Source organism: Streptomyces poonensis (genome assembly GCF_014650915.1).
GTDB classification, from domain to species: Bacteria; Actinomycetota; Actinomycetes; order Streptomycetales; family Streptomycetaceae; genus Streptomyces; species Streptomyces poonensis.
This window is the reverse complement of sequence record NZ_BMVW01000009.1, coordinates 245237-271613: the sequence shown is the minus strand read 5'-3', so window position 1 is coordinate 271613 and position 26377 is coordinate 245237. Positions and strand designations below refer to the sequence as shown.

18 protein-coding genes are annotated in these 26377 nt (G+C 68.8%); 3 read left to right on the top strand and 15 right to left on the bottom strand.

Features of this window, described 5'->3' with window-relative positions; genetic code table 11:
* Positions 1-11: 11 nt before the first annotated feature.
* From IE242_RS22930 to IE242_RS22905, 6 genes are all read right to left on the bottom strand, one after another.
* A complete protein-coding gene (locus IE242_RS22930; protein WP_189862148.1) occupies positions 12-524 on the bottom strand; it encodes a hypothetical protein in 513 nt (170 codons plus the stop codon).
* A 38-nt stretch (positions 525-562) separates the two neighbouring features.
* Complete coding sequence (locus IE242_RS22925) at positions 563-1063, bottom strand: hypothetical protein (RefSeq protein ID WP_189862146.1); 501 nt, start codon at positions 1061-1063, stop codon at positions 563-565.
* A 166-nt stretch (positions 1064-1229) separates the two neighbouring features.
* On the bottom strand, positions 1230-4100 hold the full coding sequence (locus IE242_RS22920; RefSeq protein WP_189862144.1) for a helix-turn-helix transcriptional regulator: 2871 nt from the start codon (positions 4098-4100) through the stop codon (positions 1230-1232).
* Positions 4101-4337: 237 nt separating this feature from the next.
* A complete protein-coding gene (locus tag IE242_RS22915; protein WP_189862143.1) occupies positions 4338-5528 on the bottom strand; it encodes a cytochrome P450 in 1191 nt (396 codons plus the stop codon).
* A gap of 132 nt (positions 5529-5660) precedes the next feature.
* On the bottom strand, positions 5661-6431 hold the full coding sequence (locus IE242_RS22910) for an efflux permease Rv1217c-related protein (protein WP_189862142.1): 771 nt from the start codon (positions 6429-6431) through the stop codon (positions 5661-5663).
* 46 nt (positions 6432-6477) lie between these two features.
* Positions 6478-7407: an ABC transporter ATP-binding protein gene (locus IE242_RS22905; RefSeq protein ID WP_189862141.1), complete on the bottom strand. Its 930-nt coding sequence runs from the start codon at positions 7405-7407 to the stop codon at positions 6478-6480.
* Positions 7408-7501: 94 nt separating this feature from the next.
* Here IE242_RS22905 and IE242_RS22900 point away from each other — a divergent pair, with 94 nt between their 5' ends.
* Positions 7502-7984, top strand: coding sequence for a GbsR/MarR family transcriptional regulator (locus IE242_RS22900; RefSeq protein ID WP_229859309.1), 483 nt, complete (start codon positions 7502-7504; stop codon positions 7982-7984).
* 94 nt (positions 7985-8078) lie between these two features.
* On the opposite strand, the gene IE242_RS22895 is transcribed toward IE242_RS22900, so the two are convergent.
* The 9 genes from IE242_RS22895 to IE242_RS22855 form a co-directional block, all read right to left on the bottom strand.
* Positions 8079-9290, bottom strand: a complete 1212-nt coding sequence (locus tag IE242_RS22895; protein ID WP_189862140.1) for an ATP-grasp domain-containing protein — start codon at positions 9288-9290, stop codon at positions 8079-8081.
* Between the two features lie 46 nt (positions 9291-9336).
* Positions 9337-9906 (bottom strand): MFS transporter, encoded by a 570-nt coding sequence (locus IE242_RS22890; protein WP_189862139.1) that lies wholly within the window; start codon positions 9904-9906, stop codon positions 9337-9339.
* The gene (locus IE242_RS22885; protein WP_189862137.1) at positions 9851-16546 is read right to left on the bottom strand and encodes a non-ribosomal peptide synthetase; all 6696 of its coding nucleotides are present in this window, start codon (positions 16544-16546) and stop codon (positions 9851-9853) included. Before IE242_RS22885 ends, IE242_RS22890 begins: the two co-directional genes overlap by 56 nt.
* Positions 16547-16571: 25 nt before the next feature.
* Entirely contained in the window at positions 16572-17966 is a 1395-nt protein-coding gene (locus IE242_RS22880; RefSeq protein ID WP_506417252.1) for an isochorismate synthase, read from the bottom strand.
* Between the two features lie 52 nt (positions 17967-18018).
* The gene (locus IE242_RS22875) at positions 18019-18714 is read right to left on the bottom strand and encodes a cyclase family protein (protein WP_189862133.1); all 696 of its coding nucleotides are present in this window, start codon (positions 18712-18714) and stop codon (positions 18019-18021) included.
* Positions 18715-18901: 187 nt separating this feature from the next.
* Positions 18902-19954, bottom strand: a complete 1053-nt coding sequence (locus tag IE242_RS22870) for a zinc-dependent alcohol dehydrogenase (protein ID WP_189862125.1) — start codon at positions 19952-19954, stop codon at positions 18902-18904.
* Positions 19955-19974: 20 nt separating this feature from the next.
* Positions 19975-22521 carry a DUF4118 domain-containing protein gene (locus IE242_RS22865; RefSeq protein WP_189862201.1) on the bottom strand — a complete coding sequence of 849 codons (2547 nt, stop codon included), beginning with the start codon at positions 22519-22521 and terminating at the stop codon, positions 19975-19977.
* Positions 22522-22654: 133 nt separating this feature from the next.
* Positions 22655-23323: a response regulator gene (locus tag IE242_RS22860; protein ID WP_189862123.1), complete on the bottom strand. Its 669-nt coding sequence runs from the start codon at positions 23321-23323 to the stop codon at positions 22655-22657.
* Complete coding sequence (locus tag IE242_RS22855) at positions 23307-24344, bottom strand: sensor histidine kinase (protein WP_189862121.1); 1038 nt, start codon at positions 24342-24344, stop codon at positions 23307-23309. Before IE242_RS22855 ends, IE242_RS22860 begins: the two co-directional genes overlap by 17 nt.
* 362 nt (positions 24345-24706) lie before the next feature.
* Here IE242_RS22855 and IE242_RS22850 point away from each other — a divergent pair, with 362 nt between their 5' ends.
* Positions 24707-25501, top strand: a complete 795-nt coding sequence (locus tag IE242_RS22850; protein WP_189862119.1) for a response regulator transcription factor — start codon at positions 24707-24709, stop codon at positions 25499-25501.
* Positions 25438-26235 (top strand): sensor histidine kinase, encoded by a 798-nt coding sequence (locus tag IE242_RS22845; RefSeq protein WP_373299561.1) that lies wholly within the window; start codon positions 25438-25440, stop codon positions 26233-26235. Before IE242_RS22850 ends, IE242_RS22845 begins: the two co-directional genes overlap by 64 nt.
* Positions 26236-26377 lie beyond the last annotated feature (142 nt).

Sequence of the window (26377 nt, the reverse complement as noted above, 5' to 3'; positions counted from 1 at the left end):
CCCGTGGTGGGTCAGTTGCCGTCGCCGGCCTTGCGCTTCTCGTAGCGCTCGAGGATCGCGGGCATCTCGGCGCTGACGAAGCCGAGGAAGCGCTCCATGTTCACCAGGCGCCGCAGCCGCTCCTCGGAGGCGCCGTCGGCCTTGAGCTCCGCCAGTCCCTTCGCGGCGATCTGGTGGAAGTCGGGGAACTCGGAGAAGATGCCGCGCACCTTCGGCGCCCAGCTGTTCTCGCGCAGGCGGATCGTGTAGTTCTCGTCGAGGGCACCGTTGCGCTCGAAGACGCTCACCGGGTCGTTCTCCGGCGTGAGCTGGTCCACGATGCGGTCGATCGCGGCGCGCGGCACGGCGAGGGTCCGCGCGATGTCGTCCGCGGTCTGTACCGCCGGCTCGCAGATCATCATGTAGCCGACGACGCGGCCACGCTCGTGGGGCATGCCGTCGTTCTCGAAGTAGTACTGGGCGACCTTCTCCACGAAGGTCTTCTCGCCCTCCGTCAGCGTGGTGGGGGCGGCTTCCGTGGCCATGGCTGTCTCCTCGCTTCGCGGCTCGGATGGATGGGTGGTCAGGCGGAAACGCTCTGGCGGTATGCGTCCCAGCGCTTCGACATGTCGGCGAGGTCGCCGACGATGTGACCGAAGAGCTCCTCGATCTCGGCGATGCGCCGCCGGCGCTCCTCACCGGCGTCGGCGAGAACCTCCAGGCCGTACTGGAAGATGCGGCGGTACTCCGGCCAGCTCGCGAACGTGTCGGACACGGCCTTCGGGTAGCCGTCGTCGACGAGCCGGTAGCGGATCTCCTCGCCCGGCGTCTCGATGCGCTGGTACAGGCCGGCGAGCACCAGCTGCTCGATGAGCTGCTCGACCTGGTCGGTGGTGGCGCCGACGGCGGCGCAGATCTGGGGCAGGGTCTGCTCGACGGGATCGCTGATGATCATCCAGGCCATCACCCGGCCCTTCTCCCACGTCACCCCGTGCGCCTCGTGGTAGTGCCGGGCGACCTCGTCCACGAAGGAGCGCTCGGCTGCGGTCAGGGTGTCGTACCGCTTCTCGGCGGAGGTGCTCACTGATCCCACCTTTCCGTTGGGGCAGAGGATCCGTCCGCGGTGTTCCGTCGAGCGGCCCACCGCGGTGAACTGACGGCAAGCCTCGCCGAAGGGGTGGGCCGCCCGCCCCCGGAGGACCCCCAGCAGGGACCCCAGTCCATCGGTGACCGGGAAGGTGGTGGCGAGTTCAGGCGCTTTTGCGTTCGTCCTCGATACCGAAGCCGTCGTTCCCGCCGAGTGCCTGGGACAGTTCGGATCGCCGGCCGATGCCGAGCTTGGCGTAGGCCTGGCTCAGGTGCCACTCGACGGTCTTCACGGTGACGAACAGCGCCTGTGCTATCTCCCGGTTACTGAGCCCCTCCACCGCCTTCTGGGCCACGCGCTCCTCGGCCGGGGTGAGAGCCGCACACGCCCTGGCTCCGGTGCGTGCCAGCCGCACACCGGCGAGACGAAGCTCCGCACCGGCCTCGTGGTCGAGCACGGTCGCTCCGATGCCATGGGCGAGTTCCATCCCGGCGGTGAGCCGTCGGCGGGCCGCGTTCCGCTGTCCCGCGCGGCGAAGTGCCGATCCCAGCGCGATCAGCGTCCGGGCACGCTCCAGCGTGTCCGGACGCCCGGCCAGCAATCCGTCGGCCTCTTCCATGAGGGCCAGTCCCCCGGCGCCGCCTTCGAGTTCGCCGCAGGTGCGGAGGGCGACGGCCAGCGGGCGGCCCGCACCGTAGGCGCGCGCCCGTTCGAGCTCGTCGAGGGCGAACCGACGGGCGGCTCGCTCCCCTTCGACCTGATGCAGAGCACGGACGCCGTCCGGAAGGATCTCGCAGATCGCCGTGGGGTACGGCCACCCCGGCCCGGCCTCCAGTTCCCGGCAGGCGAGCATTTCATCAAGGCCGGTGTCACAGCGTTCGAGCCGGATCCACAGACGTGCCCTCGCGATGCGCAGAGGGGCGAAGAGGGCGGATTCCGGCAAGCGGTTCGCCAGGCCAGTCCGGTTCAGCAACTTCTCGGCCTCGTCCGGCCGGCCCCTCTCGATCAGGCAGTGCACGAACACAGCCGCTGCCAGCGGTACGCAAGCGGGGCGCAGCGAGGAGGCGTTCTGGTGCTCCAGTACGCCTCGTGCGGCAGTCTCCGCCTGTCGCAGCCGGCCGGTGTCGTAGAGCACCCGGGCCCGCAAGCTCTCGACGGTGGTCTTCGTGAGGAGGTGACCGGCCGATGCGGCCTGCCGCGCGGCGTCCGCCAGGACACGCTCCGCGTGGCCCAGATCGTCACACTGCGCGAGCGTCCACGCGGCGATGGAGGCGGGGGTCAGTCCCATGTCGTGAGCGGTTCCGGACGCTGTCGCCCTCAGGGCGGAAGCGGCGATCCGGCGGACGCGCCGGGCGGGTACTCCACGGCAAAGGGCCTCGACGGCGGCATGGCAGCGCAAGTCCCCCGCGAGGGGCGCGGGCAGAGGGCCGGCCGGCCCGTGGACGGGTTGCGGTGCAAGACGGGAGACGATCGCCGTGACCGTGCGGGCGGGGCCCGCGCTCACCCCGTCGGCGGACTCCGTCGTGGTGTCGCCCGGGTCCCGGTCGAGAGCCACGAGGGCCTCCTCGAAGCGCCCCGAGGCCGCCAGCGCCAAGCCCAGTTCGACACGGATCCGGCACCGCGAGCCCGGTTCGGCCGTCCGCCGCAGGGCCTCCTCCAGACTGGCCACGGCAGACGGGTCGTGGGCCCGCAGTTCCGCGGCTCCGAGGTCTGCCAACGCGGCCAGGTGCGAATCGGCCGACGGCGGCTCGGCAAGGGCACGCCGGAGATAGTGGATGGCCGTACGCGGGTCGCCCTCCTTCATAGCGTCCAGAGCGGCCGAGCTCAGCACGTCCGCGGCCCACGGGTCGGCTGCCGGGTCCGTCCGGAGCACATGCTCGGCCACCTCCGCGGCCAGGGCTCCTGCGGCCTGGAGCGAACGGGCGGACCGCCGATGTGCGGCGCTGCGGTCCCGCGCGGGCATCTGGGCGTACACCACTTGCCGCAAGACGGGCCGCTGGAACCTGTAGGGCACTCCGGCACGGAGGACCTCGGCGTCGCGCAGGCACCCCGCCGCCTCCGACGCCTCGGCCTCACCCAGGCCTGCCACGTGAGCACTGTGCTGGGGATCGGCACGGGCGTCCAGCACGGCTACGGCCCTGGCCAGCGCCACCGCGTTCGCGGGCAGTCGGCTCACTCTACGGCGTATCTCCCAGGTGACGCGGGCGGGCGTCAGCAGGGGGATGCCCGCCAGTGCCGATTCGTCGGGCTCCATGCCGCGCCCGCTCATCTCGTCCAACAGCTCCCTCAGGTGAAGGGGATTGCCTTCGGTGAGTTCGAAACAGGTGCGGATCACCCTGGCATGGGCGTCCCGGCCGAGGCGAGTGGTGATCATCCGCCGTACCCCGTCTTCGCTCAGGGGCGCCAGCCGTGTGAAGGTCGCGAGGGGGGAGGCGCAGGCGGCCATCAGCAGGTCCTGCGTGGCGTCGTGCTCCGCGTGGGTGTTCGCCAGCACGACCAGAATGCTGTTGCCTTCCAGCCGGTTCACGAGATAGCTGAGGAATCGCAGGGACGCGATGTCCGCCCACTGGGCGTCGTCGACGAGAAGGAGAAGCGGCTGCCCGGAAGACAGGGCCCTGCACAGCCGGTACAGACCATGCAGCACGGAGTGGAGCCCTTCACCCTCCTGTGGTGTCGGCACCGCCCACGCCCCGAGCGGCACGCGGTTCAGGAGGGCTGCGGCCATGTCGGCCGGTTCTGCCGTCGGCACCTCGTCCGTCAGGCGACCGACCGCCTCTCCGGGGCACCGGTCGAAAAGCTGGCGCACCACGGCCCAGGAGAACTCCCGCTCGAACTCGCTGCCCCGCGCACGGACCACGTGACAGTCCTGGGCTTCCGCCTCAGTGCGCAGGAACTCCAGCAGGCTCGATTTGCCGAGGCCCCGGGCGCCCTCGATCATCACCAGTCCGCCGTCACCGCTCCGCACGCGACTCAGCGCCGACCTGAGCAGGCCGATCTCGTGATCGCGTTCCAGCAGCGAGTGCTTCTGTATCATCCGCCACCCTCTTGAGGAGAAACCCGAGTCGAACCCGGCGCTTGAAAGACGAACGAACAGAGACACAGTCAAGACGTGGAATGACTGCTTCCGGACACCCTTTCCACAACGCTGCCGCTGGCATGGCACTTCTCTGCCGAAGTTCTGCGGCCCCTATCCGGCCTTTGCCGGGGAACTTGCCGTCACAACGGCGCCGCCCCGGGGAGGGCCCGGGGCGGCGGCGTCTGCGTGAAGGAATCAGGCGGGCCGCAGGGTCACGGGAAGCTTGTCGAACCCGACCATCTGCGGCGGGATGGCCCACGCGAGGTCACCGCCACGATCCACGCTGATCTCCTTGTAGCGGTCGAAGAGCACCCCCAGGACCAGGCGGGTCTCCAGGCGCCCCAGGGCGTTCCCGATGCAGTGGTGCGTGCCGAAGCCGAACCCGAAGTGCCGTCCCTCGCTGTTGCGGTGGATGTCGAACGCCTCAGGGTCGGGGAACTGCCGCTCGTCTCGGTTGGCCGAGCAGAAACTGGCCGCGACGTGCTGGTTGGCCGGGATGGTCACGCCCGCCAGCTCCACCTCCCGCGTGGAGGCCCGGAGTCCGGTGGTGATCGGCGGCCGGTGGCGGAGCACCTCCTCGACGGTCTGGCCGATCAGGTCACGGTTCGCCCGCACCTCGGCCTGCGCCTCCGGGTTCAGGTCCAGCAGGTCCACCGCGTTGGCGATCGTCATCGTCGTGCTGATGTGTCCGCCGGCGAACATCACGTTGGCGAAGTTGACCGTCTCGTCCTCGGTGAGCCGGTCACCGTCGAGCTCCGCGTTGGCGAGCCGAGTCAGCATGTCGTCGCCCGGCTTGTTCTTGCGTTCGCGCACACGCTCGCGCAGGTAGGAGATGGCCTCCTGCTGGAGCTCGCCGAGGGCTTCGAGGTACCCCTCCTGCGCCATCTCCTCAGGAGTGACGTTCATGACCTTCCGGGCCCAGTCGTAGAACAGGTGCCGGTCCTCGGCCGGCAGGCCGAGGATCTGCAGGATGACCGCGATGGGCACCGTGTACGCCAGGTCGGCCACGAGGTCGATCTGGTCCCGGCCCTCGAAGTCGTCGATTATCTCGTTGGTGATCCGTATGATCTCCGGCTCGTAAGCGGCGATCGAACTGGGCGTGAAGGTGGTGCCCAGGATCCGGCGGACCCGGGTGTGCCGGGGCGGGTCCATCTGCGGGAGGCTCTCGAGACCCGACTCGGGAAAGCCCATGCGGTGCATCTCCGACGAGTACGTCCCCGGGTTCGTCAGGACATGGCGGGCGTCGGTGTAGCGGTAGACCACCCACCAGCCCGTGGTCGGGTCCCGGTGCACGGGGTGCTCATTCCGCATCATGCGGTACCAGTCGTAGATGGCAGGGTCGTTCACGTTCGGCTGCGGCGGAATCTCACTGTCGAGGGTAGACACCCGATCACCTTTCTCACCTGACGAGTCGGCCGGTCGGCATTGCGCAGCCTGACCGCGGGCACCCCGGCAGCACACCGGGGTGCCCCCCAGCCTCGACCCCAGCACGGGGCTCGAAGGCCGGCGTCGGAGCGGTCAGCTGTTGACGTCTCGGTTGTTGAAGCGCACCACGCCGGCCACCACGAAGACCGCCGAGGCGATGACCAGCACGGCTCCGTCGCCCCACTGGAAGCCGTTCTTCAGCGGCTCGCCTCCGATGTAGTAGTGGAACGGCGAGAGGTAGGCGAGCCAGTCGGCCCCGATCTGGGTGGCGAAGGTGCTGGCCGTGTAGGCGAGGACTCCGGCGATCGCGCTGACCACCAGGACCACGGCGCGACGCCCCACCGCGGCGCCGATACCCAGGGCGAGCGCTCCGAAGGTGATCGCCAGGAGCGCCAGGTTCAGGCACTGGGCGAGGAGCTCGACCGGAGTGACGCTGGTCAGCTCGGCACTGCTGCGCACCGCCAGGACCGCGAGCCAGACGAGGGCCGCTATACCGAAGGCACCGGCCACCAGGGCACCGAAGCGCTGGAGGGCGAACCGGGTCCGGGTGATGGGGTGGGCGAGCAGCAGGTCGAGCTGCCCGGATTCCTCGTCGCTCGCGATGGCTCGGGACCCCATGGCCACGCCGTAGATCATCGCGAGGAGGGGGACGATCACGCCGAAGACGGTGGCCTGCAGGTAGCCCGCGGCGGTTCCGTCGACATGGAGGCTTTCGCGGAGCGCCTCGGGGATGCTTTCGGTGTTCTGCCGCTGCGAGGGGTAGGTGCTCGCGTACACCATGCCGACCAGGGCTGTGCCGACAGCCCAGCCGATCAGGCTTCGGCGGCTGTCGGACAGGGTTTTGGCGAAGACGGCGGCGCTCATCAGGGGTCCTTTCAGTGCCAGTGCGTAGCGTCGTGCGTGTACCGGGTCAGGCGATGCGTGCCGACTCGGTGCGCGGTGCGGCCTCGGCGCCCTCGTAGTACGAATGGAAGAGTTCCTCGAGCGCGGGCTCGGTGGCGCGCAGGCTTGTGACGGTGTAGCGGGAGAGCGCCTTGATGAGTGCGTCGGGGCTGCCGGCGACCTGGCCGCTGAGCGTCGTGCCGGTCTCGTCCAGGCTCAGTCGGCTCGCACCGGGCAGATCCGCGAACGCGGTCGCCGGCACGCTCGTCTCGAAGGTGACCTCGACGTCGCGGACCGTGCCCGTGCGGAGGTTCGCCACCGTGTCGAGGGCCACCAGCCGTCCGTCGCGGATGATGCCGACCCGGTGGGCGACGGCTTCGACCTCGCTCATGATGTGGCTGGACATGAAGACCGTCTGGCCGCCGGCGGCCGCCTCGGCCACCATGTCGAGGAAGGTCTGTTGGACCAGGGGGTCGAGTCCGGAAGTGGGCTCGTCGAGGATGAGCACTTCCGGCGTGTGCATGAAGGCCTGTACCAGGCCGACCTTCTGCCGGTTGCCCTTCGACAGCTTCTTGATCTTCGCCGTCTGGTCCAGTCCCAGCCGGTCGGCCAGGTCGTCGATCCGCGCCTCGGGGACGCCGCCGCGCAGCGCGGCCAGGAAGCGCAGGTAGCTGCGGACGTTCTGGCGACCGTCGCACACGAAGTCACCCGCGAGGTACCCCACCCTGCGACGCAGCTCGACGCCCTCGCCCCGCGGGTCCAGCCCCAGAACGGTGGCACTGCCCGCGGTGGGGCGGATGAGGTCGAGGAGCAGCCGGATGGTGGTGGACTTCCCCGCGCCGTTGGGACCGAGGAAGCCGAACACCTCGCCCCGGACCACGTCCAGGGTGAGGCCCGTCAGACCGCGACGGGTGCCGTACGTCTTGGTGAGCTCGCGGAGCTCGATCACGTTCTCCATGCCCGGAACATAGCTTACTTTCAGAGATCTATAAACACTCCGAGAACTGCGAGGTTTCTGTATGATAGAAATCTGCCATATGAGGAGGTCTGACATGGACGGCACGGACGACAAGGACGTGAGGCTGCGCGAGTCGGCGGAGAAGCTGGCCCTGACCCTGTCCCAGAGCGGCATGCAGAAGACCACCGCACGCGTCATGACCGCGCTCCTCTTCAGCCAGCAGGAGACGATGACCGCGGGCGATCTCTGTGAGGTGCTGAAAATCAGCTCGGGTGCGGTGTCGGGCGCGGTCAATCAGCTCATCCCCACCGGCATGATCGAGCGCGTCCCCGCCCCGGGCAGCCGCCGGGACCACTACCGCTTCCGAGAGCACGCCTGGGCCACGCTGATGGGGAACCAGAACACCCTGCTGGCCGGCATGTGGGACGCCGCTGCCGAAGGCATCAAGGTCGCGGGCAAGGAGAGCGTCGCCGGACGTCGGCTCGACGAGATGCAGGACTTCTACGGCTTCATGCAGCGGGAGATGGCCGCCCTGATCGACAAGTGGCGGGAGCAGTACGACTCCGACCGTGGCTGACGGGCCGGTGGTCCCGCCGGGTCCAACGGCTCGACGGGCACGGTGGTGCCCACGAACGGGAGTGACGTGTCCCTCTCACGACGGCCGGTTCTGTTCAGGGTGCCGCGCCGACCAGGGAGTCCTTCACGCGGTCCAGCCGGTGAGCCACCCGGAAAGGGTCTGGTCCGCAGACGGTCGCCACCGCGACACCGTCGGCGAAGGAGCGGGCTGCTGTCAGCACCTCTCCCGGTTTCCTCCTCAGCTTGAGATCGAGGAGCCACTCCGGCCGCGGGACGTGCTCCGACGACTGGAAGGGTCCCGGCTCGGGCGGGTAGATCACCGACCAGCCGGTCGCCCGTCGTTCCATGGGAGGACGGGCGGAAGCGGACGGCAGGGCAAGGCCGAGTTGGGACATGAGAACCGTCTGACGCAGATCCGTGCCGAAGCGGTGCCGGAAGGCGGGGACCACTCCGCCCCCTCCGGCCCGGCCTGCCACCTCACAGAACACCGGTTCGCCGCGGCGGTTGAGGAAGACCTCCAGGTGCGTGACGCCTGAGAACCATTCCAGTGCCGCGAGCACGCGCCGGTTGGCCTCCAGCAGCACCTCCCGTTCGGCTCCCTCGCCCAACGCGACGGAACGACAGTGTCCTCCCCAGGGAAAGACGTGGTTGGGGTCGAGATAGCGGGAGGCCATCACCGTCACGGGTCGTCCGTCACGGACCACGCTGTCGACGTGATGGAGGTCGCCCTCGACGAACTCCTCGGCCTCGTAGCGCCCTTCGTGGCCCAGCCCGGCTTCGTCCAGGCGTCGTAGCGACCTCTCGTCATCGACGATGTGGACTCCGATCGACCCAGCCGCGTCCACAGGCTTGAGGACGATCTTCCCGTACTCGGCGAGCAGGGGGGCCGCGTCCCAGGGACGGTCGATCTCGGCGAACGCCGGGACCCGGACTCCGTAGCGCGCGAAGTGCCGTTTCATCCTGGTCTTGTCGCGCAGGAGCAGAGTCTGTTCCTCGGTGAGCCCGGCCAAGCCGAGGGCCGTCCGGATACGAGCGGCCGGCAGGAGCAGCCGCTCGTTGAGCGCTACCACCCGGTGCACCTCCGGTCCTTGCTTCAGCAGCGGAATGAGGTCCGCGACGGCCTGCTCCTCCAGGAGAGGGGCCGTCACCACGCGAGACACCTCGTCGCGGTCGGGAAGGGACGCCGCTCCCGGTGGCACGACGAACGTCACCTCGTAGCGTGCGGGATCGAGGTACGGCCGGCCGTCCGCGGAGCGAAAGGCCCCGTACCCGGCTCGGCCGAGAGCGAGGACGTGCGGGCGCTTCATGTGTCGCGGTTCTCCTGTCCGATGATCTTGTCGGCGTTCGACGGTGTCATGGACGGGGCGCCGCCTTCTCGCCGGTACGGTTCGCGTCCGGTGCCACGGCGGCGGCTCGCCGCGCCTCGGCGGCACGCACGGGCTCCCTCAGCAACAGCACGGCGGCCCCGCCGAGGCCCGCGTAGAGCATCGCCATCCCGTACGGGCCGAGGAAGGCCCCGCCGACGACGCACAAGGAGGCGATCAGCATCGCTCCCCGTGTCCGCAGACCGAAGAGAGCCATGTAGGTGGCTCGCGCGGACGGGTCGATCAGGTCGGCCATGAGTGCCTGCCGCATGGGGACGTTCATCACTTCACCGATGGTGTAGACGACCCCGAGCGCCAGCAGCAGCCAGGCGTCGGCGGCGACCGCGAGTCCCATGAACCCGGCGACGAACAGGACGATCCCGATGTACATGCGCCGCGTGTCCGGCACCCGCCGCAGCGCCTTGTGCACGATCAGCGCCAACAGAACGACCAGGACGGTGTTGAGAACGCGCAGGATCCCCAGCATGCGCACCCCGTCGACATCAAGGTGCCACCCGGCGACGTCGAGCAGGACCTGCGGCCGGAACTCCTCGGCCATCGAGATGCCGATGTAATAGGTGAGTCAGAGGCAGGCGGTCCAGAACCACGACAGCGGACGGCACCATGTAGTCCGGCAGCACCCCCGCCACATGCCTCCGCAGCGCACCGGGGTCCGGTTCACCGCCAGGCGCGGGTGTCACGTAACCGACCAGCCGCCGGTCACCAGGACGGTCCTCCCGGACCACCACCGCGGCCTGCCCCACCCCCGGCCCCCCGGCCAGCACCGCACGGACCTCACCCAGCTCCACACGGAAACCACGCACCTTCACCTGGTCGTCCGCACGCCGTCGCACCAGATCACCCGACCGATGCATCCGCGCCCCCGCCGGCCCGGACGGGTCCGCCACCGACCCGGCCGACTCAGCACCCGTCAGAACCCCGAGATCCTGGATCCTCACGGCCGGATCGGCCACGGCCTGGACCAACACGCGGCTCAGTCGCTCCACCATCGACTCGACCAGAGCGCGGTCGAAGATATCCGTGGCGTACCTGACGTGGATCCGCAGCGGTCCACGACGCCCCTCTTCCCCGGCGTCGGCCCTGACGTTCAGGTTGAGGTCGAATTTCTCCGTCTCCAGGGAGGTGGACAGCCGCTCGACCGTCGCACCGGGCAGCACCAGCTCCGCCCCCTCGTCCGCACCGACCTGCAGCATCACCTGGAACAGCGGATGCCTCGCCGCATCCCGCGGAGGATTCAACGCCTCCACCACACGCTCGAACGGCACATCCTGATTCCCGTACGCCGCCAGGTTCGACTCCCTCACCCGCGACAACAGATCGAGGAAACCCGGATTCCCCGACGTATCCGTCCTCAGCACCACCGTGTTCACGAAACACCCGACGAGATCGTCCAACGCCTCGTCCGAACGCCCCGCCACCGGCGTCCCGACCGGAACGTCCGTCCCCACGCCCAACCCCGTCAACACCACCGCCAGAGCAGCCTGCACCACCATCAACAACGACGCACCCGACCGCCTCGCCAACCCCACCAACCCCTCATGCACCACCGCATCGAGTACGACGGTGAGGGATCCTCCGCGGTACGAGGCGACCGCGGGCCTGGGGCGGTCCGTCGGAAGGGCGAGCTCTGCGGGAAGCCCCGCGAGGGACTTCCTCCAGAATTCCAGTTGGGTGACGCGGACGGAGCTCTCGTCGTCGTCCGCTCCGAGCAGCTGCTGCTGCCAGAGCGCGTAGTCGGCGTACTGGACCGGCAAGGGGTTCCATCGGGGCGGCTGCCCCGCGAGGCGTGCGCCGTATGCAGCGGCCAGGTCACGGAGGAGCGGAGCCCGGGACCAGCCGTCGCCGGCGCTGTGGTGGGTGAGCAGCATCAGCACGTGGTCGTTCTCGCCGAGTGAGACGAGGCTCGCTCGAAAGGGCGGATCGGCCGACAGGTCGAAGGGATGACTGCCGATGCTCCGCAGGACCTGGGGCAGGGCCTCCTCGTCGGAGGTGTGCCGGTGCAGGGGAACCGGCCCGTCGGGCAGCACCACTTGCACGAGGTGGCCCTCCGCTTCGCCCAGTACGGTCCGGAGGCTTTCGTGCCGCTCGACGACGTCGCGCAGGGCCCGCTCCAGCGCGGCCGTGTCGAGCCGGCCGGTGATCCGCTGGGCGAAGGGCTGGTTGTACGTGACGCTCGGGCCCTCGAGCAGGTACTGGAACCAGAACCCCTGCTGCGCGTATGACATGGGCAGACGCACCGGACGTTCCGTCCTCCCCAGGACAGGGCGTCCTCGCCGGGAAGCCGCTGCGAGGGATCGCGCGATTCCGCCCGGGGTTCTGGCCTCGAACACGGTGCGGACCGACGCTCCGGCGCCCAGTACCGTACGGATGCGGTTGACCAGCCGGACGGCGAGGAGGGAATGGCCTCCCAGTTCGAAGAAGTCGCTGTCGCGGCCTACCCGGTCCAGCCCCAGCACCTCCGCGAACAGCGCGCAGAGCACCTCCTCCTGTGCGTCGCGCGGGCTCCGGTGCGCCTCCTCGCCCTGCAGGTTCGGTGTCGGTAGGGCCTTGTGGTCGAGTTTGCCGTTGGGCGTCAGAGGCAGGCGGTCCAGAACCACGACAGCGGACGGCACCATGTAGTCCGGCAGCACCCCCGCCACATGCCCCCGCAGCGCACCGGGGTCCGGTTCACCGCCAGGCGCGGGTGTCACGTAACCGACCAGCCGCCGGTCACCAGGACGGTCCTCCCGGACCACCACCGCGGCCTGCCCCACCCCCGGCCCCCCGGCCAGCACCGCACGGACCTCACCCAGCTCCACACGGAAACCACGCACCTTCACCTGGTCGTCCGCACGTCCCACGAACACCAGATTCCCGTCCGTCCGCCGACGCACCAGATCGCCCGACCGATACATCCGCGACCCCGCCGGCCCGAACGGATCCGCCACGAACCGCTCGCCCGTCAGCCCAGGACGACCCAGATAACCACGGGCCAAGCCCGGGCCGGCGATGTACAGCTCACCCGTCGCACCCGCCGGAACCGGACGCAACCACTCGTCCAGCACATACAACCGGGCATTCCCCTGAGGCCGCCCCACCGGCACCGGCCCCGGGCTCACCTCGTCCCACGGTGCCATCACGAACTCAGCGCAATTGACCGTCGCCTCCGTCGGCCCGTACACATTCCGCACCACCACATCCGGATGAGCCGCACGCCACCCCGCCAAGGCCTCACCCGACAGAGCCTCACCCCCCAACAGCAACTCGCCCGACGGCGAGAACTCCTCTGGCAGACCCTCCAGCAACGCCAGATGACTCGGCGTCGCCTTCATGAACGAGCACGGCACCTCCTGCAGCCGCCCCCGCCCCGGATCCTCTTCCGTCAGCTCCCCCAGATGAACACGACCCCCCACGGTCAACGGCGTGAACAGACCCGTCACCGTCAGATCGAAAGCCACCGAGGAATGCACCAGCGCCACCCCGCGCGCGCTCCCATACACCCCACCCGACCAGGCCAGGTAATCACTCAAAGACCGATGCTCGACCACCACGCCCTTCGGGCGCCCCGACGACCCCGACGTGAACACCACATACGCCGGATGCGACGACGACAACGCCCCCGACCGATCCGCGTCCCTCACGTCCGAATCAGCAAAACCACTCACATCGACCCGGTCCACCAACACAACCGGCACACGACCATCCGGCAACACCCCACACACCGAACTGTCCGACAGCACCAACACCGGACGCGCGTCCGCCAGCACACCCGCTATCCGCTCCTCCGGATAACCGGGATCCACCGGCACATACGCCCCACCCGCCTTCAACACCGCGAGCAACGAGACCACCAGATCGACCGACCGTGACACCGCCACCGCCACCAACCGCTCAGGCCCCACCCCCCGCTCCACAAGAAAACGAGCCAGCCGGTTCACCCGAGAGTTCAGAACCCCGTACGGCACCACCTCCCCACCACACGAAACCGCCACCGCACCCGGAACCCGCGCCGCCTGCGCCTCGAACAACGCCGGAAACGACCCCACCGGCCTCATCACCGGCCCCACCGACCCGACCGACTCGGCATCCGGGAGAAGGGGAACGGAGCTGATACGGGCGTCGGGGGCAGCCGCCATCGCGGCGATCACCCGGCTCAGTCGCTCCGCCAAGGCCTCGACCGATGCGCGGTCGAACAGCTCGGTCGCGTAGCGGACGTGACCGTGGATCCCGGCGGCGTCGCCGCCCTGGTCGACGTGCTCGGACATGTCGAAGGTGAGGTCGAATCGGACGTGCCCCGTCTGATGCGGCAGACGCTCGGTCCGGGTCCCCGCCAGGCGGAGTGATGCGACGTCGGAGTTCTGGAGCACCAGCATGGTCTGGAAGAGCGGGTGACTGCTGAGTGACCTGTTCGGGTTGAGCGCTTCGACGACGCGCTCGAAAGGCACGTCCTGGTGGGTGTAGGCCCCGAGAGCGGTGGCCCGCACCCGTTTCAGCAGCTCTCGGAAAATGGGATCGCCCGAGGTGTCGGTGCGCAGCACCACCGTGTTCACGAAGAAACCGACGAGGTCGTCCAACGCCTCGTCGGTACGCCCCGCCACCGGCGTCCCGATCGGAATGTCCGTCCCCGCTCCGTGGCGCGTCAGCAGAACGGCGAGGGCGGCCTGCAGCGCCATGAAGACGGTGACACCCTCCTGTCGCGCCATCGTGACGAGGGCTTGGTGCAGTTCCGGTGCCAGCCTCAGCGGAACCTGGTCACCCACATCGCTCGCGATGGCGGCTCGCGGGCGGTCCAGCGGCAGGTCCACCTGTTCCGGAAGCCCGCGCAGGGTCTCCTTCCAATAACTCAGCTGTCGCGAGATCAGGCTGGTCGGGTCGTCCTCGTCGCCGAGCAGTTCGCTCTGCCACTGTGCGTAGTCCCCGTACTGCACCGGCAGCTCGGTCCACGCGGGCGGCGCTCCGGCCGTCCGGCACCGATAGGCCTCCGACAGGTCCCTCAACAAGGGGTCCTGTGACCATCCGTCCGCCGCGCTGTGGTGCAGCAGCAGCACCAGCACCCACCTGTCCGCGTCCAACGAGAGCAGCGTGACACGCATCGGCGGTTCGGCCGCAAGGTCGAACGCGTAGGTTCCGAGCTCTTCGAGCGCGGCCGGCAGTTCGTCCTCGGTGCAGTCGTGCCGGTGCACCGTCACGGGCCCGGAAGGCAGCACCACCTGTACCGGCCGGCCCTCCACCTCACGCAGCACCGTCCGCAGACTCTCGTGCCGCCCGACCACATCACCCAACGCCAGCTCCAGCGCCACCACGTCGAGCCGCCCCGTGACCCGATACACCACAGGCAGGTTGTACGTGGCACTCGACCCCTCGAACTGCCCCAGGAACCACAACCGCCGCTGCGCGAACGACATCGGCACCTCAGCCGGACGCACCCCCGTGGTCAGCGCCGGGCGGGACGACGGTGCCGCGTCCACCACCTCGGCGAGCGAGGCTGGGGTGGGGGCGCTGAAGACGGCCGCGACGCCCAGGTCCACGTGGAGCGTCGCCCGGATCCGGCTGATCAGGCGGGTCGCTGAGAGCGAGTCACCTCCGTAGGCGAAGAAGTCGTCGTCGATGCCGACCTCGGCCAGGCCGAGAACGGTGGCGAACAGACGGCAGATCGACTCCTCGCCGGCGGTGCGCGGCGGCGTCGTGTGCCGAACCGTCGCGGGCGGGGCGGGCAGAGCCCGGTAGTCGATCTTGTTGTTGTGGGTGAGGGGAAGCCTGTCGATCGTGACGAAGGCGGACGGTACGGCGTAGCTGGGCAGTCGTCGCTCGAGGTTCCGCCGGATCGTGTCGAGGTCGACCCACTGCGGGCTCTCCGGTACGACATAGGCGACCAGTCTCTTGTCACCTTGCGTGACCTCGCGCAGGGTGACGACCGCCTGCCGAAGGCCGCGCTGGTCTGCCAGTGCGGCCTCTACCTCCCCCAGTTCGACGCGGAAGCCCCGGATCTTGACCTGCCCGTCCGTCCTGCCCACGAACTCGAGCAGGCCGTCCGCGTTCCAGCGGGCCATGTCGCCGGTCCGGTACATGCGCGATCCCGGGGGCCCGAACGGGTCGGCGGTGAATCGCTCCGCGGTGAGTCCGGGCCGCCTGAAGTAGCCCCGGGCGAGTCCGTCCCCCGCCAGGTAGAGTTCGCCGGCCTCGCCCGCGGCCACCACTCGGAGCCGGTCGTCCAGGACGTAGCCGCGCATTCCGTCGACGAGCCCGCCGATCGGCATCTGCGCGGGGACCGGCATCGACGCCGTCCACGCGGACTGCGAGGCCACCATCGTCGCCTCGGTCGGGCCGTAGGCGCAGCGGACGGTCGTCTCCCGGCAGGCGTCCAGGACGTTGCGCACGGCGGCCGGGGCGATGACGTCTCCTCCCGTGATGATCTCCCGCACCCCGGAGAAGCACGTGGGGTGCTCCTCGGCCATCACGCGGAAGAGTCCGGCCGTGATGGTGGTGCTGGTGACGCGTTGCTCACTGAAGAGACGGGCGAGTCGGTCCACCGTGACGTCGGACTCCGCGGCGACCACGACACTGCCGCCGTGCGTCAACGGGTGCCATATGCAGTGGACGGAGGGGTCGAAGGCGTACGAGGCGGTGAGCAGCACCCGCTCGTGGGCACCGGGCTGCCGGAACATGGAGTCATTGACGAGGTCGACGACGTTCTGCTGGGTGACGGCGACGCCCTTGGGCAGGCCGGTGGACCCCGACGTGTACATCACGTACGCGAGCTGGTCCGCATGCGCCCGGATCCCGGGATCGCCCCCGGGGAAGCCCGCGAACTCCTCCGCCCGGTCGCCCAGCACCGTCACCTCGGCGCGGGGGAGCCACCGGTCCCTCATCGTGGTGTCCGCCAGAAGGATCCGGGCCTCACAGTCCTCGGCCATCCACTGCAGCCTCTTCTGCGGAAGGCCGGTGTGCAGGGGCACGTAGAAGGAGCCTGCTTTGAGAACGGCGAGCAGGCCGACGATCAGCTCGATCGAACGGTCCATCAGCACCATCACAGGTCGTTCGGGGCCGGCTCCCTCCTTGATGAGACGATGAGCCAACCGGTTCGCTCGCTCGTCCAGCTCCTGGTACGTGAGACCACGCCCCGCGCACTCCACGGCCATCACATCCGGGGTCTTCGTCGCCTGGCCACGGAAGGCCTCGTGCACCGAGCCCACGATCATGGTCTGTCGCTCCGATCGGCTTCTTCTACGGTTGTGAGCGGTCGAGACGGTCCAGCCCCAGGGCCGCGCGCATGACACGCAACTTGAGGGCGGTCTCTCGGTACTCGTTGTCCGGGACGCTGCCCGCCACCACGCCACAGCCGGCGTACAGCGTCGCCCGGTCTCCCTGTACCAGGGCCGACCTGATGGTGACGGCGAACTCTCCGTCGTCCTCACGGTCCGTCCAACCGAGCGGCGCGGCGTACCAACCGCGGTCCAGCTTCTCGTGGGTGTCGAGCCAGTCGAGCGCCGCGGGACGGGGATGGCCACCAAGGGCGGGAGTGGGGTGCAAGGCGGCGACGAGCCCGAGGAGGCCCTTGGTGTCCCGGCCCCGACGCGTTCCGCGCAGCCTCGTCCGCAGGTGCTGGATCCTGGCGAACTTCGCCACCTGTGGTTCCGCTTCACCGTGGACGTCACGGCAGTGTTCGTCGAGGAAGGCGGTCAACGCGTCGGCGACGAGGCGGTGTTCGTGGCGCTCCTTGACGCTGCTCATGAGTTCCCGCGCAAGGGCACGGTCGCGAAGGGGACTGGAGTCCCGGCGTGCGGACCCGGCGAGCGCAAGGGTCTCTACGCGGGGGCCGTTCGCGGTGAGCAGGTACTCCGGTGTCGCCCCGATGAACCAGCTCCTTCCCACCTGCGCCCCGAAGACGGCGGTGCCGGGATCCTCCTGTTCGAGGAGGGACAGGGCTGCGGGTACGTCGAAGTCCTCGTCCGCCCGTATCTCTTCGGCCCTCGCCAGGACGACCTTCTCGAACGCCCCCGCTTCGATGGCTTCGGCCGCCTTCTTGACCAGGTCGTTCCAGTCTCCCTGTACCGGCAGGTCGACGGTCTCGATCGCACGCCGAGCAGGTGGCACACATCCGGTCCGGGCAGCGAGGTTCTTCCTCGCGTCACCGGCGAGAGCCATGAGCGCGTCGGCGACATCGGCTGGACTGCTCCGGGGAGTGACCAAGGAGGACACGACCGTCTCGGTGGCCCCGTCCCCGGCGGTGAGGAAGACCACCTGGGGCACCCACATCAACCCGTCAGGAAGGCCCTGCCGTTCGCCCGCGTCGCGCGGGGAGGGACGGAACGCGAAACCGCCGACGAGCAAGGGGCCGCGATCGGTTCCCGCGACGACGGCCTGCCCGGCCAGCGCCCGCCACTTCCCCTGTACGGAGTCGAACCGGCCGTCTCCCCGCCCGGTGAGGTCGATCGCGCTGCCCGACGCCACGATCCGCCGTCGGCTCCAGGGCGAGCGCCATAAGAAGCTCCGCTCCCCCGACGGGACACAGCTCGTGGCATTGAGCGCGGGGGCGGCACAGGTGCGCGCCCCTATGCTCACCAGGACGTCGTGCCCCGACCCCCTTGCCCGCGAAAGGGCCTGGGCACACGCCCGCATCACTTCGGCACGATCGAGGAGCGGTTCGGCAGGCACTTCCCTCGACACCGTCCTACGCGTCACGCTGTCCGTCGATCATGGGCAGGAGCCCCTCGACGACCACGGCGCGTACGGGCGCGGCCTCGGAGTCGGACACCTTGACCGGAAGGGCGAACAGCCAGGTGACCCGCTCACTGACCCGGTGGAGGCCGGCGAGGTTCTCCAACAGGGGTATGGAGGCACCGAGCACCCTGCGATGGACCGGGAACCGACGGTCGCCGGGTTCTTCCGTGACACAGTCCATGCCCACGAGGGCCGCTCGGTTGTCGACGATCCATTCCGCCGCCGACGGCGTCAGGAAGGGGGCGACGTCCCAGTAGTCGTCCTGGCCGAGGTGTCGCTCCGGGTGGCCGGTGCGTATGAGCAACCGGTCGCCGGGGGTCCAGACGTCCTGCAACGCTCCGGCCAGGTCGTCCGCCTCCACCGGCTCGAGGTCCTTCTTGTGGGACAGGTCGGCGACGCAGGCCCGCCCGGTGAAGGTCTCCAGCGGTACCTCGTCGATCTTCTCGCCGTCGGGGTAGAAGTGGAATCTTGACTCCACATGGCTTCCGTTGTGCGGGAACAGGTGCAGGGTCGAGAAGGTCCGGTCCACCCCGGCCGGGTCCGTCTGCGGGGACATGGCCCGCTCCAGCGAGAACTGCGGGTACCAGGAGGCGCCGAAGCTCGGCATGCCCTCGTACCACCCCTGGCTGATGTCGATCACGCGCATGTCCAACAAGCCGCCTGACTTCAGAGAACGCGCATCGGCCGATGCCGAGCGGAACTGGGAGAATCGGCCGGGACCGGCCGATGTCCGTGCCACTCGAGTGTCATTTTTTCTTGATCAACAGGTCAATCCACTTGCCTCACTCTTAGCGTTTCCCTGTCGCGCTCTTGTCGCGTACTTGTCGCACGCTTCAGGGGGCGACGACGACCTTTCCGTGTACCTCTCCGGCGGCCATGCGCAGGAACCCCTGGGTGACGACGTCCCTCAGTCCGATGACGCGGTCCGCTGTCCTGGAGGCGATGTGCGGATGTGCGGCGAGCATCGCGAGCGCCTCGGGAAGGTCCTCGTGGCAGACGTGGACCTTGGAGGTGGAAATCCGGATCTCGTCGAGGACGAGCCGGGTCAGGTCCAGGGGACTCGGGTCGCGGTGCAGGCCGACGAGCTGGACGTGTCCTCCGCGGCAGACGGCGTTCATGGCCAGCCCGAGCCCTTGCCGAGCACCGGACGCCTCGATGACGATGTCGGCGCCGTATCCCCTGGTGACCCGGCGGATCACCGCTGCGGCGTCCTCGCACGAAGCGTCGACGAGCAAGGATGCGCCGAGGCGCTCAGCGGTTTCGAGACGTGCTCGCGACACATCCACAGCGATCGTGCCGATGCCGCGGGCAGAGCAGGCGGCCACGATCAGGGCACCGATCCCGCCGAGCCCGATCACCACGACACGCGCGCCAGTTCTGGCGCCGGTGCCCCGCACGGCGTGCAACGCGACAGCGAGGGGCTGCGCCATGATCGCGACGTCCTCCGTCATGCTCCCCACCGGCCTGCAGATGCGCGCCGGCACGTTGACGCGCTCGGCGAGCCCACCGTCCACATGCAGTCCCACCGTGTAGTAACGCTCACACAGGTTGGTCCGTCCTTCCGCGCACCACCGGCACAGTCCGCAGGAGACGCCGGATCCGGGCACCACGACGTCGCCGGCGCCGAACTGATTGACATCTGTCCCTGCGGCCACCACCCGACCGACGATCTCATGGCCCAGAACCACCGGTCCCCGGCGTCCGCTGGCCGCATGCGGGCTGTTGAGGGGCACCAGATGGGGCCCTGAGACGAACTCGTCCACGTCCGTCCCGCACAGACTGGCCCGCAGGACCTGGAGCTGGACCTCTTCCGGTCCTGGTGGCAGAGGATCATCCCACTGCTGAACTCTGACATCGCGTTGTCCGTGGTAGACGGCGGCGAGCACGGTGTGCCTTCCCTTGTTCGTTACGGATGGATCGAGCGGACCATGGACGCGTTCGATGACGTCTTCCGGCCCGCGGCTCGCAAGGTGATCACCAAGGTCAGCCCCCCACCGGGGGTGTCCTCAGCGGTGAGCGTGCCGTGGAGCGCCTCCACGAACCCGCGTGCCACCGCGAGGCCCAGACCCACGCCCGCGCCGCGCGGGGCATCGCCGTAGCGCTGGAAGGGTGCGAAGATGTGCTCCTTCGCGTGATCGGGCACGCCAGGCCCTCTATCGACCACCCGCACCTCGATCCGGTCGCCCAGAACACTGGCCGACACGAGCACGGACGTCTCGGGCGGACTGTACTTCACGGCGTTCTCGACGACGTTGGCGACGACACGCTCAAGCAGACCCTTGTCGACGACGACCATCGGCAGCGTCTCCGGAATGTCCAGCTCGACGCTGCCCTCCGGAACGCCGGAGAGGGCCGTTGGGACGACTTCGTCCAGATCGATCTCTCGGATGAGCGGAACCACCGTGCCGGTCTGCAGCCGGGACATGTCGAGGAGATTGCCGATGAGATGGTCGAGGCGGTCCGCGCCCTCCTCGATGCCGGCGAGCAGCTCGGCCCGGTCGTCAACCGACCAGTCGACTTCGTCGGAGCGCAGGGAGCTCACTGACGCTTTGATACCGGCGAGCGGGGTGCGGAGGTCATGACTGACCGCGGCGAGGAGAGCGGTGCGGATGCGGTTGCCCTCCGCCAGTGCACGGGCCTGCTCGGCCTCCGACTGCAACCGCTGCCGGTCCAGCACCACGGCGGCCTGGGCCGCGAAGGCGACCAGGATCCGCCGGTCCTCCGCCGGGAGGACACGGCCCGAGAGTGCGAGCGCCAGGTGGTCGCCCACCGGTACGTCGACATCGGCGTGCTCCGGACGCTGGACGGGCGAGGCCGAGCCCACGCTGCCGGTGCACGTCCATGGATCGACGTCGCTCTCCCGTTCCAGCAGCGCCACGGATTCCATGCCGAAGGTCTCGCGTACCCGCTCCAGCAAGGCGTCCAGACTGTCCTCCCCCCGCAGCACGCTGCCGGCCAGGAAGGAGAGGACCTCCGACTCGGCGCGCAGTCGGGCCGCCTGGTGCGTACGACGGGCCGCGAGACCCACCACGGAGGCCACGGACACGGCCAGACCGACGAAGACGACCAGGGCGAAGATGTTCTCGGTGCCGTGGATCGACCATTGACGCAGAGGCGGTGTGAAGTAGTAGTTGAGCAGCAGGGACCCCAGGACCGCCGAGGCGACTGCGGGCCGCATCCCGCCCAACAATGCCGAGGCCACTGTCAGGGACAGGAACAGGAGCATGGTGTTGGTGAGGCCCAGGCCGTCGTCGACGCCTTCCACCAGCAGTGTGAGCAGGACCGGCCCTGCCACTCCGACCAGCCACCCCCACAGGACCCGGCGGCGGTCCAGCTGTGTTCGGCGGGCCTCCGGGAGGCCCCTTTCCCTGGCGCCCCGTTCGTGGGTGACGATGTGGACGTCCAGATCGGGGCCCGAGTTCACGGCCACCGTGGCGCTGACTCCACGGCCGAAGACGTACCGCCACGCTCTGCGACGGCTCGCGCCCAACACGATCTGGGTGGCGTTGACGCCCCTCGCGAACTCCAGCAAGGCCGAGGGGATGTCCTCGCCGATGACATGGTGGAACGTTCCGCCGAGATTCTCCACCAACGTTCGTTGAAGGGTAAGCTCCTCGGGCGAAGCCGAGGTGATCCCTCCGCTCCGTGAAATGTAGACGGCGAGCACTTCCCCGCCGGCGCCCTTCTCGGCCAGCCGCGCGGCACGGCGTATCAGGGTGCGGCCCTCGGGGCCACCGGCCAGACCGATCACGATCCGTTCCCGGGAACCCCAGATGGTGGAGACCTGATGTTCGCCTCGGTACTTGCGGAGGTGTTCATCGGCCCGGTCGGCCACCCATAACAAGGCCAGCTCGCGCAGAGCCATGAGGTTGCCGGGGCGGAAGCAGTGCGAGAGGGCGGCATCCACCTCGGCCGGGGCATAGATGTTGCCGTGGGCCATGCGACGCCGTAACGCCTCAGGCGACATGTCGACCAGCTCGATCTGATCAGCGCGCCGCACCACCTCGTCGGGAATGGTCTCTTGTTGCCGTATGCCGGTGATCGACTCGACGATGTCCTGAAGCGACTCCAGGTGCTGGATGTTGACAGTGGTCACCACGTCGACACCCGCCGCGAGGAGCTCCTCGACGTCCTGCCAACGCTTCGCGTTGCGGCTGCCGGGCACGTTGGTGTGGGCGAGTTCGTCGACGAGCGCGACGGTGGGCCGCCGTGCCAGGACCGCGTCCACGTCCATCTCGATGAACTTCCCGCCGTGGTGCTCCAGCTCCTTCTGCGGTACCTGCTCGATCCCGTCCAGCATCGCCTCCGTACGCGGCCGACCGTGATGCTCGACGTGAGCCGCGACGCAATCGGTTCCCCGCTCGATGCGGCGGTGCGCCTCGGACAGCATCGCGTACGTCTTTCCGGCACCGGGGGCGGCCCCGACATAGATTCGCAGCCTGCCGCGCTTCATCGGGTCGACTCCCTGCTCGTTCACCGTCAGCACAGCCCGGAGCCTGTCATATGCGAATGGTGACGACTGCTCCGTGGTTCGACCCTGGCGGGCTTACGACCACTTCCAGACGGCAGGGCGCAAACTCGCATCGTCAGTCGTCTGCCCTCGGCTGGGCTACGGGGATCAAGGAGGCCGCGTTGGCTTTGTTCACCGCGTCCAGTCGGGAGACGGCGCCCAACTTGTCATAAATGTTGCGCAGGTGTCGCTTGACAGTTCCCTCGGCGATATACAGCCGTTGAGCGATCTGGCTGTTGCTGAGGGCCTCGGCCGCCAGGGCCAAGACCTCACGCTCTCGCGCGGACAAGTTCTCGCTCGGAACCTGGTCGAATCGCTCGAGGCCCTGCTGGGACACCGACAGGACTACATGACCAGGGCCCCGGTCGACCACGACGCTGTGGATGGCCGAAATCAGTTCGTGGCGGGTCGACCCCTTCACGAGATAGGCGCTGGCGCCCAGGGACAGCAGCTCGCGGGCGAGCACGATGTCGTCATGCATGGTCAGGACCACCACCCGGGAACGCGGCGAGACGTCACGTAACTGCGTGATGGTCTCCCGGACGCTCTGTCCGGGCATCTCGACGTCGAGGACGATGACGTGGGGTCGCAGTTCAGCGGCCTTGTCGCAAGCCTCCTTGCCTCTCTGCGCCTCACCGACCACGGCGAGCCCCTCGGTGGCACCGAGGATCTCCCGCACCCCTTCGCGGAACAGCGTGTGGTCGTCGGCCAGCAGGATCGTGATCGTCTTAGGCGTGACGCCCACTTCTCTCCCCCTTGAGCAGCAACCGGATCAGGACACGACAACCACCGCCGGGCCAGGACTCCAGGACGACGCTGCCTCCGAGGAGCTCCGCCCGTTCCCGCATGGACAGCAAGCCTCCGTGACCTTGCGGAGGAGCCGGGCCGGGATCGAACCCGACTCCGTCGTCCTCGACCGAGGCGAGGATCCGGTCCGGTTCGATGCGCACCTCCACCTTGATGGCGCTGGCTCGGGCATGACGAACGGCGTTGCGCTGCGCCTCTCGGACGATGAGGTAGACCTCCTTCGCCACGCCCGCCGGCAGCCAGGACTCGTCACCGACAACGGAGACCCGCAGGTCCGGCGGATGCGCCCCGCCCATGGCCTCCAGATCCTTCGTGAGCGCGGTCCGCAGTGGCTCGGGGGAGAACAGAGGGCGCAGGCCGCTCATGACGTCGCGCAAGTTACCCAGCGACTGCACGATCGTGTCCCGCGCCGCGTCCAGTCGCTGTCGCGCCAGGTCAGGATGGCTGTCCCGGTACAGGTCGTGCAGATCCAGCAGGTTGAGGGCGGATCCCAGATACCCTGCCACTTCGTCGTGCAACTCCCGTGCGATGCGTCTGCGTTCCTCCGCCTTGGCTCTGCCCGCCTGTTCCAGGAGACTGTCGAGGTGCGCGCGGGAGACGGTCGATTGCCGTTCGACGATCCGGCGGTGAAGCAGAGAGAGAGCGCCTGTGATGTCTTCCGTGCTCTCCCTCCCTGTCTCTCCCGCCCCGCCCAGGAGGGTGTGTACCGCCGCGTCGAACAGTGCCGGGGTCCGGCTGAAGTCGCCGGCGCGTTCGTACGGAAGGCCGTCCGGCCGGAAGCGCGTGTGCACACTGTGTACCGCTGCTGTCGCACCCGTCGCATGGCGCATTTCCGAGACGACCCGTGCAAGAATGCCCCGCGCGTGGTCGAGGTGCCGCTGCACATCTGACTCATCCGCCGCCGACTCCATGTGGTCGCTGCGAAGGGACGCCTCGTAGGCCGCGAGGATCTCGTCCACGCGCGCTTCGAGCACCTCGGCGACACGGCTGCACGCTTCCCGCCTCTTGACCACTCCGACACTCCCCCTTGTGGTCAGGAAGGGGCCCTGACCTGTGCCAATGCCCTATCGGTGCCCGTCTCCGAGCGTACCCCGCACGCTTGAACGACCCACGTTAAAGGAGTGTCAAGATCAGCTGACTTGGGCAACGGTTCCCGGCGCGTGCACGTACCTCTAAAGGGCCATACGTCTCTACCCCTCTCGGCGCGGGCGGGATGTCCCGCGTTGAGCTCGCGCAGCCCTGCTTGATACACAGATGACCAAGAGATTGCTCGGCCAGGGACTGACGTTCGACACCCCATCAGCAGGGAGGAAACGGATCCTTGAACGTTCTGATCGTGGAGGACGACGACGGTATCGCCGAAGCATTGGAGCGGGTGTTGGAACGTCACGGATACCAGCCGCACAGAGTCGGCACCGGGACCGAGGCTCTCGAATGGTTCGAACAGGCCCACCTCGTCCTGCTCGACCTGGGCCTCCCCGATCTTGACGGTCAGGAGGTCTGCCGCCGCATCCGGGAATCGTCCTGTGTCCCGGTGATCACCCTCAGCGGCCGGACCGAGGAGCTCGACCGGGTGATGGCCCTTCATGTGGGGGCTGATGACTTCGTCATGAAGCCGTTCAGCCACTACGAGCTGGTGGCCCGCATCCAGGCGCTCCTGCGCAGGGCAGCGCGATGCGTCCTGCACGGAAGCGGGCCCGTCCGCGCCGGAGCCACCCCGGTCATCTCCCCCGCCGCCCCGTCGAACCCAGCACCCGCGCGAACCACCACGGCGACACGCCCGACCGCGGAGCAGGGGCAACCTGGTCCGGGTTCACTGCGGGCCGGCTCGTTGGAGGTGGATCCACGCACGCGCAAGGTCTTCCTGGACGGTCGCGAAGTCCGGATCACCCGCAAGGAGTTCGATCTCCTCCTCGTGCTGATGGAGGATCCCGGCTCCGTCCTGGAACGCCAGGACCTCATGTCGCGCGTGTGGGACGAGAACTGGTGCGGCTCCAGCCGCACCCTGGATGTCCACGTGGGCTCGCTGCGCAGCAAACTCGGCAGCCCGGCGTGGATCGAGACCGTACGTGGGGTCGGCTACCGCCTGACGGCCCCGGCCACAGCACCCGCCTGAGACAGGAATCCCCAGTGACGGTCGATCTGCCCGCCCCCCGCGTTTCCTCACCTCTCACGGGGGGCTCCCCTTCGCACGCCGCCGCAGCCGCGCATCAGGTGCGGGCACCGCTGACGTCCATTCGGTTACGTCTCGAGCTCTTGTGGGACGAACTACCCAACACGGTGGGGGCCTCAGTGAAGCGCGAGGTCGGCGGGGTCCTGAGCGAGGTGAAACGACTGTCTCAGGTGCTGGACCAGGTACTGACGTGGGGAGGAACGGATCACGGGTCGCCGGCCCCGCAGGAGACGGTCGACGCCTTCGCGGTGGCAGCGGCACGCGTCGAAGCCTGGTCGGCCCGGGCGGAATCCCGCGGTGTGCGCGTCTTCTTGGGGGGCGCCCCGGTCCGGGTGTCCCAGGTTCCCGGCGCCCTCGATCAGTCCCTGGACGTCTTGCTCGACAACGCGCTGCAGGCCACGCCCGACGGCAGCAGGATCGTCGTCGCCGTCCGCGTGTCAGACACCTACGTCCACGTGGAGGTGCGCGACCAGGGTCCCGGGATGACGAGCGAGGAGATCGCCCGCGCCTGCGAACCCTTCTGGCGCGGCGGACTCGGCCGCTCCCACCGTGGCACCGGCCTGGGGCTCACCATCGCGGCCGCTCTCCTTACCTCCTCCGGTGGCCGCCTCGAACTGGGCAACTCGCCGGACGGTGGTCTGCGAGCAGCGGCCGTACTCCCCAGAGTCCCTGCATGACTCTTCTGTAGCCGTCTCTCCGCTGACCGTCCCGGCGTTCCGGCACTCAGGTTTCGCAATGCCGCTGCCCGTCGGCAGGGGCCCCGGCGGACCTCAGAGGATCTCCGCCAGTCAGTGGTGACAGAGGTCAAACTCCTCGGAG